Source organism: Pseudomonas sp. Leaf127 (genome assembly GCF_001423155.1).
In the GTDB taxonomy this organism is placed as follows: domain Bacteria; phylum Pseudomonadota; class Gammaproteobacteria; order Pseudomonadales; family Pseudomonadaceae; genus Aquipseudomonas; species Aquipseudomonas ovata.
The window spans coordinates 82,998-96,094 of the sequence record NZ_LMOA01000025.1 but is presented as its reverse complement, the minus strand read 5'-3'; the positions used below and the strand labels follow the sequence as shown (position 1 = coordinate 96,094).

The following is a 13,097-nucleotide window of genomic DNA, read 5'->3' as shown; positions in this document are numbered from 1 at the left end:
TTTGCTATAGTGCCGGCTCCTGCGCCGCCTGGTGTTTACCTCCCGGGCGCAGACACGACTTCCCGTTTCAAAAGCAGAGACCCGATCATGTCCCGTTCCGAAGCACTGTTCGCCAACGCCCAAAAACACATCCCCGGCGGCGTCAACTCGCCGGTGCGCGCATTCAAGAGCGTCGGCGGCACGCCGCTGTTCTTCAAGCACGCCGAAGGCGCCTACGTGACGGACGAAGACGACAAGCGCTACGTGGACTATGTCGGCTCCTGGGGGCCGATGATCCTCGGCCACAGCCACCCGCAAGTGCTCGATGCCGTGCGCGCCCAGCTTGAACATGGCCTGTCCTATGGGGCACCGACCGCGATGGAAACCGAGATGGCCGACCTGGTCTGCTCGCTGGTGCCGTCGATGGAAATGGTGCGCATGGTCAGCTCCGGCACCGAGGCGACCATGAGTGCCATCCGCCTGGCCCGTGGCTACACCGGCCGCGACAGCATCATCAAGTTCGAAGGCTGCTACCACGGCCATTCCGACAGCCTGCTGGTCAAGGCCGGTTCCGGCGCCCTGACCCTGGGCGTGCCCAGTTCGCCCGGCGTGCCGGCGGCCTTTGCCAGGCACACCCTGACCGTGCCGTTCAACGACCTGGACGCCGTGCGCGCCATGCTCGCCGAAGTCGGCCAGGAAGTGGCGTGCATCATCGTCGAGCCGGTGGCCGGCAACATGAACTGCGTACCGCCGGCCCCCGGCTACCTGCAAGGCTTGCGCGCCCTGTGCGACGAGCATGGCGTGGTGCTGATTTTCGACGAAGTGATGACCGGCTTTCGGGTCGCGCTGGGCGGTGCCCAGGCGTATTACGGCGTCACGCCCGACCTGTCGACCTTCGGCAAGATCATCGGCGGCGGCATGCCGGTCGGCTGCTTTGGCGGCAAGCGCGAGATCATGTCGCACATCGCACCGCTGGGCCCGGTCTACCAGGCCGGCACCCTGTCGGGCAACCCGCTGGCCATGGCCGCCGGCCTGACCACGCTGCGCCTGATCAGCCGTGAAGGCTTCCACGACGAGCTGGACACTTACACCCGTCGCCTGCTGGCCGGTTTGCAGGCGCGCGCCGACGCGGCCGGGATCGCCTTTACCACGACCCAGGCCGGCGGCATGTTCGGCCTGTATTTCACCGAGACCCAAGCCATCGTGACCTTCCAGGACGTGATGACCAGCGATGCCGAGCGCTTCAAGCGCTTCTTCCACCTGATGCTGGAAGGCGGTGTGTACCTGGCGCCCAGTGCCTTCGAGGCCGGCTTCACCTCCATTGCCCATGGCGAGGCCGAGCTGCAATTGACGCTAGATGCTGCCGAAAAGGCGTTCGCCGCGCTCGGATAAGGCAAAGGCGCCTGCCTGCGCTCAGGCGGGCGCCCATCGCTTAGTGCCATACCCTCTTAAAACAAGGCTTTTAAAAGCCGTGCAGCAGAAAATCCGTAAACACTTTGTAAGGTGGGCTCCGCTTATTTCATAATGCGCAGCCAGCACCTTTAGCTGCACGGTACGCCCGCATCTTTTTCCAGAGGCACGTCGACTCCCATGAACCGCACCGGCCGCACCCTTGCATTGGGCTGCCTGTTGCTTGTCTATCCCCTGCTGACCCAGGCAGCAGGCGGCAACTCGTTGTTGATCCCAGCGATGGGTCGCTGCACCCTCAATACGCTGCCCGAGAACCTGCCCGACGCCCTGAGCGCCTGCCAGCAGGCCGCGCAATCGGGTGACGCACAGGCGCAATACGAGTTGGGCGAGTTCTACTACGAAGGCAAGCAGGCCGAACGCGACCTGGCCCAGGCCCTGAATTATTTCGAGAAAGCCTCGTTGCAGGGCCATGCCCAGGCGCAATACCGGCTGGGCTCGATGTTCGCGGCTGGCGAAGGCGTACCGGTGAACAACATCCAGGCGTATGTCGTGCTCAAGATGGCGGCGGTCAATGGCTCGGAAGACGCCCTTGATGCCGCCGATGAAGTCTCGGCCAGGATGCAGCGCAACGAACTGGAAATCGCCACCCAGGTGCTGGGGCAGATCTTCCGCAAGTACCTGCTTGAGTTGCAGACTGCCGAAGGCCGCACGCCCTTCTCGCCGCTGCCTTAGACGCAGCCTTGGGCGCGGCGGACCGACAGCCTGCCGGATTATTTCTCCGGCATTGGCACCGGGAATGGCATGACGTTGCTGCCGCCCTTCGCTTCACTGATCTTCGGCGTACCCATGCGCTCGACTTCATCGATGCGCACGATCGAGTGCATCGGCACGAAGCTGCGCACCACGCCTTCGAACTGGGCCTTCAGTTTTTCTTCGCTGGGGTCCACGACCACGGTCGTGCGCTCGCCAAAGACAAACTCCTCTACTTCAAGAAACCCCCACAGATCGCTCTGGTAGATTTGCTTGGCGTACATTTCGAACACCTGGCCCTGATTGAGGAAAATAACTTTGTAGATGGGAGATTCGCGTTTGGTCATGGTCGACAGGCAATGATCACAGAGGTGAAAAGAGCGGAATTATAGCATGCCCGCCGGACAGGCAATGCTAGATCACTGCACGCATCACCCCTATAATGCGCGGTTCTTTGAATCAGCAGACTAGTGAGCATGGCCAAGAAGCTTTACATCGAAACCCACGGTTGCCAGATGAACGAGTACGACAGCTCGCGCATGGTCGACCTGCTGGGCGAACATCAAGCCCTGGAAGTCACCGCACGCGCCGAAGATGCCGACGTGATCCTGCTCAATACCTGCTCGATTCGCGAGCGCGCCCAGGACCGGGTGTATTCCCAGCTCGGCCGCTGGCGTGAACTGAAACTGGCCAACCCCGAGATGGTGATTGCCGTCGGCGGCTGCGTGGCCAGCCAGGAAGGTGCTGCCATTCGTGACCGCGCGCCCTACGTTGACGTGGTCTTCGGTCCGCAGACCCTGCACCGCCTGCCGGAAATGATCGATGCGGCCCGTGTCAGCGGCCAGCCGCAGGTCGATGTCTCGTTTCCGGAAATCGAAAAGTTCGACCATTTGCCCGAGCCCCGTGTCGACGGCCCGACCGCTTATGTCTCGGTCATGGAAGGCTGCAGCAAGTACTGCACCTTCTGCGTGGTGCCCTACACCCGCGGTGAAGAAGTCAGCCGCCCGTTCGATGATGTCCTGGGTGAAGTCATTCACCTGGCAGAAAACGGCGTGCGTGAAGTCACCCTGCTGGGGCAGAACGTCAACGGTTACCGCAGTGTCAACCCTGACGGCAGCGTGGCCGACCTGGCGGACCTGATCCGCGTCGTGGCCGCCATCGAAGGCATCGACCGGATTCGCTACACCACCTCGCACCCGCTGGAGTTCTCCGACAGCCTGATCCAGGCCCATGCCGAGGTGCCCGAACTGGTCAAGCACTTGCACCTGCCGGTGCAGTCCGGCTCCGACCGGATCCTGGCGGCCATGAAGCGCAACCACACGGTGCTGGAATACAAATCCCGCTTGCGCAAGCTCAAGGCGGCGGTGCCGGACATCTGTATCAGTTCAGACTTCATCATCGGCTTTCCGGGCGAAACCGAGAAAGACTTCGAAAACACCATGAAGCTGGTGCAGGACGTGGGCTTCGACTTCTCGTTCTCGTTCGTCTACAGCCCGCGCCCTGGCACCCCGGCAGCCGACCTGAAGGACGAAACCCCTGAAGAAGTGAAAAAGCAGCGCCTGGCTGACCTGCAGCACCGGCTCAACCAGCAGGGCTTCGAGATCAGCCGACAGATGGTCGGCTCGACCCAGCGCATTCTGGTCACCGACTATTCCAGGAAAGACCCGGGCCAGTTGCAGGGACGTACCGAAAATAACCGGATCGTCAACTTCAGCTGCGACAACCCCGCCCTGATCGGCCAGTTCGTCGATGTGCACATCGATGCCGCACAGCCCCACTCGCTGCGCGGCTCGCTGCTGCAATAACGACACCTGGTAGGAGCGCGCTCTGCCCGCGACCGGCTGCGTAGCAGTCGTAAAAATAGTGGTGCTTCATCAATTTTTGCGAGCGCTGCGCACTCGGTCGCSGGCAAGCGSGCTCCTACYRGTCGGYGCCTGCCSGAATAGCCTGCTCTAATGCCGGACCACCGCGACCGGCTGCGTAGCAGTCGTAAAAATAGTGGTGTTTCATCAATTTTTGCGAGCGCTACGCACTCGGTCGCGGCGGTCCGGCATTCCGGCAAGCGCGCGTCATTACAAGTCAGACCTTTCGCACAGGCAGCACTGGGGTTATTCTTCAGTTCAACCCCAACAGCCGTCAGGCGGCCAAAAAGAAGACCTTGAACGCACCCATAGAACCCCATCGTTTTACCCTCGAACCCTTCGAGGCCCATCGTTTCGCCAACCTGTGCGGACAATTCGACGAGCACCTGCGCCTGATCGAGCAGCGCATGGACATCGAGATCCGCAACCGGGGCAATCAGTTCGAACTGATCGGCGATGCCAGTCTCACCGCCTCGGCAGAAAACCTGCTGCGCCGTCTGTATCGGGAAACCAAGGCAGCCGACCTGACCCCGGACATGGTGCACCTGTTTCTGCTGGAAACCGGCGAGCAACAGGACCCGGTCAGCGAAGCCAGTGTCGCCCTGCGCACCAAGAAGGGCATGATCCGCCCGCGCGGGCTCAACCAGCAGCGCTACGTCAAGGCCGTGCTGGGCAACGACATCAACTTCGGCATTGGTCCGGCCGGTACCGGCAAGACCTGGCTGGCCGTGGCCTGCGCAGTCGATGCCCTGGAGCGCGAGCAGATCCGCCGCATCCTGCTGGTGCGCCCGGCAGTCGAGGCCGGTGAAAAACTCGGCTTCCTGCCCGGCGACCTGGCACAGAAGATCGACCCGTACCTGCGCCCGCTCTACGACGCGCTGTACGAGATGCTCGGATTCGAATACGTGGCCAAGCTGATCGAGAAGCAAGTCATTGAAATTGCCCCGCTGGCCTACATGCGCGGTCGCACCCTTAATAACAGCTTCATCATTCTCGACGAAAGTCAGAACACCACCGTTGAGCAGATGAAGATGTTCCTGACCCGCATTGGCTTTGGCTCCACCGCCGTGATCACCGGCGACATCACCCAGGTCGACCTGCCACGCGGCACAAAGTCGGGCCTGGCGCACGTCATCGACGTGCTCAAGGATGTACCGGGCATCAGCTTTACCCATTTCCAGCCCAAGGATGTGGTCCGCCACCCGCTGGTGCAACGCATCGTCGAAGCCTACGAGCGCTTCGAGGCGCGGCCCGAGGAAGGCAACCGCAATGCTTGAGCTGGACCTGCAGATCGCCAGTACCACCGCAGCGCCCACTGAAGCCCAGTTTCGCCTCTGGTGCGAAACAGGCCTGCGCCCGCGCACGGCCGATTCGGAGATGACCATCCGGCTGGTGGATGAAACCGAAGGCCGCGAACTCAATCACACCTGGCGGCACAAGGATTACGCCACCAACGTGCTGTCGTTCCCGGCCGACGTGCCCGATGACCTGCTGGACATCCCGCTGCTGGGCGACCTGGTCATCTGCGTGCCGGTGGTCAACCGCGAGGCGCAGGAACAGGGCAAGCAGTGTGATGCGCACTGGGCGCACATGGTGATTCACGGCTGCCTGCACCTGCTCGGTTTCGATCATATCGACGATGACGAAGCCGAAGAAATGGAAGCGCTGGAACGAACGTTGCTTGCTGAACTGGGCTACCCGGATCCGTATGCGGACGACGACAGCGAAGAACCTCATCATTCAGAAACACCAAGCAAGGACCACGAGTAAGGGCCATGAGCGAAGATCGATCGAGCAACGGGCAAAAGTCATGGCTGGGCAAACTGACCCAGGCTTTTGCCCACGAGCCCAAGAACCGCCAGGAGCTTCTGGAGCTGCTGCGCGAAGCCCACCAGAACAAACTGCTGGACAGCGAGGCGCTGGCCATCGTCGAGGGCGCCATCCAGGTGGCCGACCTGCAGGTACGCGACATCATGGTGCCGCGCTCGCAGATGATCAGCATCCGCGCCACCCAGACGCCGCGCGAATTCCTGCCATCGGTCATCGATGCCGCCCACTCGCGCTACCCGGTGATCGGTGAAAGCCACGACGACGTGCTCGGCGTACTGCTGGCCAAGGACCTGCTGCCGCTGATCCTGCAACAGGACAGCGACAGCCAGGACATCAGGAAACTGCTGCGCCCGGCCACCTTCGTGCCCGAGTCCAAGCGCCTGAACGTGTTGCTGCGCGAGTTTCGCGCCAACCACAACCACATGGCCATCGTCATCGACGAATACGGCGGCGTGGCAGGCCTGGTGACCATCGAAGACGTGCTGGAGCAGATCGTCGGCGACATCGAGGACGAGCACGATGTCGAGGAAGACAGCTACATCAAGCCATTGCCCAGTGGCGACTTCCTGGTCAAGGCACTGACGCCGATCGAAAGCTTCAACGAATTTTTCGACAGCGAGTTCTCCGACGACGAGTTCGACACCGTCGGCGGCCTGGTCATGAATGCCTTCGGCCACCTGCCCAAGCGCAACGAGACCACCGAGATCGGCGCCTACCGCTTCCGCATCCTGAACGCCGACAGCCGCCGCATTCACCTGCTGCGCCTGAGCCCCCTGTCACGGGCCTGACCCGTCATACGTTGTATTAAGGATCTTTGATGCGCTGGATCACCCGCCCCGGCTGGCCCGGTAACCTGCTGGCCGTGGCGGCCGGTGGCCTCACCACGCTGGCCCTTGCGCCGTACGATATCTGGCCGCTGGCATTGCTGGCTGCCGCCCTGTTTTACCTGGGGCTGCGCGACCTGAGTCCGCGCCAGGCCCTGGGGCGCGGCTGGTGCTATGGCTTCGGTCTGTATGGTGCCGGCACCAGCTGGATCTACGTCAGCATCAACACCTACGGCGGGGCTTCGGCCCTGCTGGCAGGCCTGTTGATGCTGGCGTTCATTGCCGCCATCGCCTGGTTCTTCGCCCTGCCCGCCTGGGCCTGGGCACGCTGGCTGCGGCGCACGCCGCAGCCGCTGGCCGACGCCCTGGCGTTTGCGGCCCTGTGGGTGGCCCAGGAAGCCTTCCGTGGCTGGTTCCTGACCGGCTTTCCGTGGCTCTATTCCGGCTACAGCCAGCTCGACGGGCCACTGGCAGGCCTGGCACCGCTGGGCGGCGTATGGCTGGTGTCCTTCGCCCTGGCACTGACCGCTGCCCTGCTGTGCAACCTGCCCCGCTTGCGCATGCAACGTTCATGGTTGGCAGGCGGCGCGGCGCTGCTGGTGGCGCCCTGGGTCATCGGCCTGGCACTGAAGGGCCATGCCTGGACATCACCGTCCGGCAAACCACTGACGGTCGCGGCCGTGCAAGGCAATGTCGAACAGATCCTCAAGTGGGACCCCGAGCACCTCAACGCGCAACTGGCGCTGTACCGCGACATGACGTTTCGCTCGAAACAGGCCGATCTGATCGTCTGGCCGGAAACGGCCGTGCCGGTGCTCAAGGAAATGGCCGAAGGCTACCTGAGCATGATGGGCCGCTTTGCCGCCGACCGGAATTCGGCGCTGATCACCGGCGTCCCTTTGCGCCAGGCCAACCATGAAGGCGAATACCGTTACTACAACGGCATCACCGTGACCGGCGTTGGCGATGGCACCTACCTGAAACAGAAGCTGGTGCCCTTTGGCGAATACGTGCCCTTGCAGGACCTGCTGCGGGGCCTGATCGCGTTCTTCAACCTGCCCATGTCGGACTTTGCCCGCGGGCCGCACGACCAGCCGCTGTTGCAGGCGCAGGGCTACCAGATTGCGCCGTACATCTGCTACGAAGTGGTGTACCCGGAGTTTGCCGCCGGGCTGGCAGCCCGCAGCGACTTGCTGCTGACGGTCAGCAACGACACCTGGTTCGGCACCTCGATCGGCCCGTTGCAGCATCTGCAAATGGCCCAGATGCGCGCACTGGAGGCCGGTCGCTGGATGATTCGTGCGACCAACAATGGCGTCACGGCCTTGATCGATCCGTATGGCAGGATCACCACCCGCCTGCCCTCGTTCGAACGCGGCGTACTCTATGGCGAAGTGGTGCCCATGCACGAACTGACACCGTACCTGCGCTGGCGCTCCTGGCCACTGGGTAGTGTGTGCGTACTGTTGCTGGGCTGGGCGTGGGTTACGGCACGCCGTGCCCGCCACGCAGGACCGTAGAACCGTAGGAGCGACCAACGGTCGCGAAGGGCCCCGCCTGATTCACCGCGGTATTCGCGACCGCAGGTGCTCCTACGGATAAATCCACGGGTAGACCAGCAGGCCTGCGGCCTCGTTGAGCAGCACGGCGCTCTGGCCGAAGGCGCGGCTTTCCGGCAGCCCGCCGCCGAAAGGCCGGGCGTTGTCCACGCCGAGAAACCCCACCGGCGCACCGATGACGGTAAAGCCGGCCTGTTCGAAGCTCCAGCGTGATCGCGGCATGTGCCAGGCGTGGGTCACCAGCACCACGCGCCTGACGCCTTGCGGCAACAACTGTCGGGCGCTCAGGGTGGCGTTTTCCCAGGTTGTACGGCTCTGCTCCTCCAGCCAGCGCACCTCGACGCCGAAATCCTCGCGCAGGGTGTCGCTCATGATCCGTGCCTCGCTGGGCGGCTCGCCGTAGTGCAGGCCGCCGGTCACCAGCACCGGCAACCCGGACACTTTTGCCAGCCGCGCGGCCAGTTGCAGGCGCTCAAGTCCCATTGCCGTCGAGGCATCCGCCCCCCAGGTGGGCGAGTTGCGTTCCCGGCCACTGCCCAGCACCACGATCGCATCAGCCTGCTGCGCCAGCGCCTGCCATTGCTCGCGGGGCAGCGGCGGTACTTGCTCCAGGCCACGGGCGGCGTGTTCGATCACCACCGGCAGGCTCATCAGCCACAGCCCGCCCAGCCCCACTGCAAAGCAGGCAGCCGCCAGGCGCGGCCGTGAATGTCGCCAGCACCAGCCCATCAATAACAGCACGAACAGAATGCCAGGTGGCAGCAGCAGGGTTTTGAACAGGTAGCGTAAAGGCATCGGACATCTCCAGAGATGTCCGAAGCCTAGAAGCAATGATGCCAAGCGACAATGCTTGAAAGACGGGCCCGCAGCCCGCGATGGTCAGAACTTGAACGGGGTCGTCGGGTGACCGCTCGATCGGCCTGCGCGACCTTTGCGTCGCCGGTCCTTGAGCCAGATGACCCTGGCCGGTTCCCGCGCCGCGTGCAGCGAAGCGGATGGCTCCGGCAAAGCCCTTGAACTGTCCTGCGACGTGTCTCCAACAGCCCCGCTTGCCTGCCTTTCGCCGTTTTCCAGGTAGGCCTCAATCAGCTCGATCTCGTCATCGCTCAACCCGTCGAACTCCAGCTCGACAAGCAACTCGTTGCGAAGACGAACGGCGGTGTTTGCCGCTTCCAGCGCAAGCTCCATACGATTGATCAAACGTTCATACAGCTCAGGAGTGCCTGATATGTGCTGCAACTCTGTCATCCGCTCACCTCTTCGAAGATAGGACATACCCTCGTTCTTGAGCTTAGCGCTGCTATCGAAACAGGCGCGAAACTGCGACCAACGGCGGGAACTATTCGTTGAACGCGTCACTCATCGGTGCTTTTGCCACCGGGCTGCGCAATCAGGGTTTCCCTCGGTAGACAGCGCTCATGTATGCTACGGCGTTTCCTTAACCCCACTTGCGCTCACTCGAGTCACGACGCACCGCCCAGGCCATCACCCCCGGTGCACGCCTGACCCGGCGAAGCGATGAAGAGGCCAAGGGTCACCCATCTCTAGTAAAAAAAGCCATGCACGAACTCTATCAGCCCCGCGAAATCGAAGCCGCCGCCCAGTCCTTCTGGGACGAGCAAAAATCCTTTGAAGTCAGTGAACAGCCAGGCAAGGAGACTTACTACTGCCTGTCGATGTTTCCTTACCCCAGCGGCAAGCTACACATGGGTCATGTGCGCAACTACACGATCGGTGATGTAATTTCCCGCTACCAGCGCATGCTCGGCAAGAACGTCCTGCAGCCGCTGGGCTGGGACGCCTTCGGCATGCCGGCAGAAAACGCCGCCATCGACAACAACGTCGCCCCGGCCAAGTGGACGTACGAGAACATCGACTACATGAAGACCCAGCTCAAGAGCCTGGGCCTGGCGATCGACTGGTCGCGTGAAGTCACCACCTGCAAGCCCGATTACTACCGCTGGGAACAATGGCTGTTCACGCGCCTGTTCGAAAAAGGCGTGATCTACCGCAAGAACGGCACCGTGAACTGGGACCCGATCGACCAGACGGTCCTGGCCAACGAGCAGGTCATCGACGGCCGTGGCTGGCGTTCGGGCGCGCTGATCGAGAAGCGTGAAATCCCGATGTACTACTTCAAGATCACCGCTTACGCCGATGAACTGCTGACCAGCCTGGACGATCTGCCGGGCTGGCCCGAGCAGGTCAAGACCATGCAGCGCAACTGGATCGGCAAGTCGCGTGGCATGGAGGTGCAGTTCCCGTACGACCAGGCCAGCATCGGCCAGGCCGGTGCCCTGAAAGTCTTTACCACGCGCCCCGACACCCTGATGGGCGCGACCTACGTCGCCGTCGCTGCCGAGCACCCGCTGGCCACCCAGGCCGCGCAAGGCAATCCCGAGCTGCAAGCCTTTATCGATGAATGCAAGGGCGGCAGCGTCGCCGAAGCCGATGTCGCGACCCAGGAAAAGAAAGGCCTGCCGACCTCGCTGTTCGTCGAGCACCCGCTGACCGGTGAAAAACTGCCGGTGTGGGTCGCCAACTATGTGCTGATGCACTACGGCGACGGCGCGGTCATGGCCGTACCGGCCCACGACGAGCGCGACTTCGAATTCGCGACCAAGTATGGCTTGCCGATCAAGGCCGTCGTGCGCACCAGCGCTGGCGATGAGGTGACCGGCGAATGGCAGGCCGCCTTTGGCGAGCACGGCGAACTGATCAACTCTGGCGAATTCGACGGCCTGGACTTCCAGGGCGCGTTCGATGCCATCGAAGTGGCACTGATCAAGAAAGACCTGGGCCAGTCACGCACCCAGTTCCGCCTGCGCGACTGGGGCATCAGCCGCCAGCGCTACTGGGGCTGCCCGATCCCGATCGTGCATTGCGAGCAGTGCGGCGACGTGCCGGTGCCCGAAGATCAACTGCCGGTCGTGCTGCCTGAAGACGTGGTGCCGGACGGCGCCGGCTCGCCACTGGCGCGCATGCCCGAATTCTACGAGTGCAGCTGCCCGAAATGCGGCGCACCGGCCAAGCGTGAAACCGACACCATGGACACCTTCGTCGAGTCGTCCTGGTACTACGCGCGCTACGCCTCGCCGCACTATGAAGGCGGCCTGGTCGACCCGAAAGCGGCCAACCACTGGCTGCCGGTCGATCAGTACATCGGCGGGATCGAACACGCCATCCTGCACCTGCTCTATGCGCGCTTCTTCCACAAGCTGATGCGCGACGAAGGCCTGGTCAGCTCGGACGAGCCGTTCAAGAACCTGCTGACCCAGGGCATGGTCAACGCCGAAACCTACTTCCGCATGGAAACCAGCGGCAAGAAGACCTGGATCAACCCGGCCGATGTGACCCTGGAGCGTGACGCCAAGGCCAAGGTCATCAGCGCCACCTTGACCAGCGACGGCCTGCCGGTGCAGATCGGCGGCACGGAAAAGATGTCGAAGTCGAAGAAGAACGGCATCGACCCGCAGACCATGATCGACCAGTACGGTGCCGACACCTGCCGTCTGTTCATGATGTTCGCCTCGCCGCCCGACCAGAGCCTGGAATGGTCCGATTCGGGCGTCGAAGGTTCCAGCCGCTTCCTGCGCCGCGTCTGGCGCCTGGCCCAGGCCCATGTGGCCCAGGGCCTGCCAGGTAGCCTGGACCTGGCGACCCTGAACGACGAGCAGAAAGTCATTCGTCGCTCGATTCACCAGGCGATCAGGCAGGCCAGCCAGGATATTGGCCAGCACCAGAAATTCAACACAGTCGTCGCCCAGGTGATGACCCTGATGAACGTGCTGGAAAAGGCCCCGCAAGCCAGTGCACAGGACCGCGCCCTGCTGCAGGAAGGCCTGCAGACCGTCGCCCTGCTGCTGGCGCCGATCACGCCGCACATCAGCCATGAGCTGTGGCAGCAACTGGGCCATGCCACGCCGGTCATCGATGCCGGCTGGCCGGTCGTGGATGAAAACGCGCTGGTGCAGGACAGCCTGCAGCTGGTGATTCAGGTCAATGGCAAGCTGCGTGGCCAGATCGAGATGCCGGCCAGCGCCAGCCGCGAAGAAATCGAAGCGGCTGCACGGGTCAACGAGAACGTGCTGCGCTTCATCGACGGCCTGACGATCCGCAAGGTCATCGTAGTGCCAGGAAAACTGGTCAATATCGTCGCAAGCTGATGGTCCCGGGCGCCCGACAGGTTCGGGCGCCCGGCCTATTTCCAGGGTGCGCACGAGCGCCCCAGACGGATTCAAGGGGAATATAAAGATGATCAAACGCAATCTGCTGGTGCTGGGTCTGGCTGTGATGCTGAGCGCCTGTGGCTTCCAGCTGCGCGGCACCGGCAGCAACGAACTGGCCATCAAGGAACTGGACGTCAGCGCCCGCAACGCCTATGGCGACACGGTGACCCAGCTCACGCGCGTGCTGAGCAGCTCCGGCGTCAATGTCTACACTGGCGCCCAGTACAAGCTGCAGTTGGTCAACGAGTCCGAAAGCCAGCGCACCGCCAGCTATTCCGGTTCCGGCCGCTCGGCCGAGTACCAGCTGACGACCACGCTGGACTACGAGATCCATGGTATCCAGGACCGCTTCCTGCTGGGCGACAAGGTCAGCGTCGACCGCATCTACGTGCATGACGGCAACAACCTGACCGGTTCCGACCAGGAAGCGGCGCAGATCCGTCAGGAAATGCGCAGCGAACTGATCCAGCGCCTGCTTGCCCGTCTGCAACAGCTGACCCCGGAACGCCTGGACCAACTGCAAGTCCGTGCCGACGAAGTCGCCCGTGCCGAAGAGCAAGCCCGCCAGGACGCACAACGCCTGCGTGATGCCACGCCTCAGCAGTCACCTGTCGAAATCCCGAACCGCTAAACCTCTACGGGGCCAGCCTGCTG

Annotated in this window: 12 protein-coding genes; 9 read left to right on the top strand and 3 right to left on the bottom strand. The window is 62.9% G+C overall.

The genetic code is table 11. The features are described 5' to 3' along the window. Positions 1 to 87 precede the first annotated feature (87 nt). Both hemL and ASF84_RS26540 read left to right on the top strand, forming a co-directional pair. Positions 88 to 1,371 carry a glutamate-1-semialdehyde 2,1-aminomutase gene (gene hemL, locus ASF84_RS26545; protein WP_056841886.1) on the top strand — a complete coding sequence of 428 codons (1,284 nt, stop codon included), beginning with the start codon at positions 88 to 90 and terminating at the stop codon, positions 1,369 to 1,371. 198 nt (positions 1,372 to 1,569) lie between these two features. Further along, a complete protein-coding gene (locus tag ASF84_RS26540) occupies positions 1,570 to 2,121 on the top strand; it encodes a tetratricopeptide repeat protein (protein WP_056841885.1) in 552 nt (183 codons plus the stop codon). Between the two features lie 38 nt (positions 2,122 to 2,159). Here the strand turns inward: ASF84_RS26540 and ASF84_RS26535 are convergent, their stop codons facing one another. Beyond that, positions 2,160 to 2,486: a DUF1820 family protein gene (locus ASF84_RS26535; RefSeq protein WP_056841884.1), complete on the bottom strand. Its 327-nt coding sequence runs from the start codon at positions 2,484 to 2,486 to the stop codon at positions 2,160 to 2,162. A gap of 129 nt (positions 2,487 to 2,615) precedes the next feature. Here ASF84_RS26535 and miaB point away from each other — a divergent pair, with 129 nt between their 5' ends. The 5 genes from miaB to lnt all read left to right on the top strand — a co-directional run bounded on the left by miaB (position 2,616) and on the right by lnt (position 8,175). After that, complete coding sequence (gene miaB / locus ASF84_RS26530) at positions 2,616 to 3,944, top strand: tRNA (N6-isopentenyl adenosine(37)-C2)-methylthiotransferase MiaB (RefSeq protein ID WP_056841883.1); 1,329 nt, start codon at positions 2,616 to 2,618, stop codon at positions 3,942 to 3,944. Positions 3,945 to 4,297: 353 nt separating this feature from the next. Next, complete coding sequence (locus ASF84_RS26525) at positions 4,298 to 5,278, top strand: PhoH family protein (protein ID WP_056841882.1); 981 nt, start codon at positions 4,298 to 4,300, stop codon at positions 5,276 to 5,278. After that, the gene (gene ybeY / locus ASF84_RS26520) at positions 5,271 to 5,771 is read left to right on the top strand and encodes an rRNA maturation RNase YbeY (protein ID WP_056841881.1); all 501 of its coding nucleotides are present in this window, start codon (positions 5,271 to 5,273) and stop codon (positions 5,769 to 5,771) included. The genes ASF84_RS26525 and ybeY overlap by 8 nt, the downstream gene beginning before the upstream one ends. Before the next feature lie 5 nt (positions 5,772 to 5,776). Then, positions 5,777 to 6,619 (top strand): HlyC/CorC family transporter, encoded by an 843-nt coding sequence (locus ASF84_RS26515; RefSeq protein WP_056841880.1) that lies wholly within the window; start codon positions 5,777 to 5,779, stop codon positions 6,617 to 6,619. Between the two features lie 29 nt (positions 6,620 to 6,648). Continuing rightward, entirely contained in the window at positions 6,649 to 8,175 is a 1,527-nt protein-coding gene (lnt, locus tag ASF84_RS26510) for an apolipoprotein N-acyltransferase (RefSeq protein WP_056841879.1), read from the top strand. Between the two features lie 72 nt (positions 8,176 to 8,247). Here the strand turns inward: lnt and ASF84_RS26505 are convergent, their stop codons facing one another. Next, positions 8,248 to 9,009 (bottom strand): YdcF family protein, encoded by a 762-nt coding sequence (locus ASF84_RS26505; RefSeq protein WP_056841878.1) that lies wholly within the window; start codon positions 9,007 to 9,009, stop codon positions 8,248 to 8,250. 84 nt (positions 9,010 to 9,093) lie between these two features. Beyond that, on the bottom strand, positions 9,094 to 9,462 hold the full coding sequence (locus ASF84_RS26500; protein WP_056842009.1) for a hypothetical protein: 369 nt from the start codon (positions 9,460 to 9,462) through the stop codon (positions 9,094 to 9,096). Between the two features lie 311 nt (positions 9,463 to 9,773). On the opposite strand from ASF84_RS26500, the gene leuS reads away from it, so the two are divergent. Both leuS and ASF84_RS26490 read left to right on the top strand, forming a co-directional pair. After that, positions 9,774 to 12,380, top strand: a complete 2,607-nt coding sequence (gene leuS / locus ASF84_RS26495) for a leucine--tRNA ligase (RefSeq protein ID WP_056841877.1) — start codon at positions 9,774 to 9,776, stop codon at positions 12,378 to 12,380. An 88-nt stretch (positions 12,381 to 12,468) separates the two neighbouring features. Then, on the top strand, positions 12,469 to 13,074 hold the full coding sequence (locus ASF84_RS26490; RefSeq protein WP_056841876.1) for an LPS-assembly lipoprotein LptE: 606 nt from the start codon (positions 12,469 to 12,471) through the stop codon (positions 13,072 to 13,074). Positions 13,075 to 13,097: the final 23 nt, after the last annotated feature.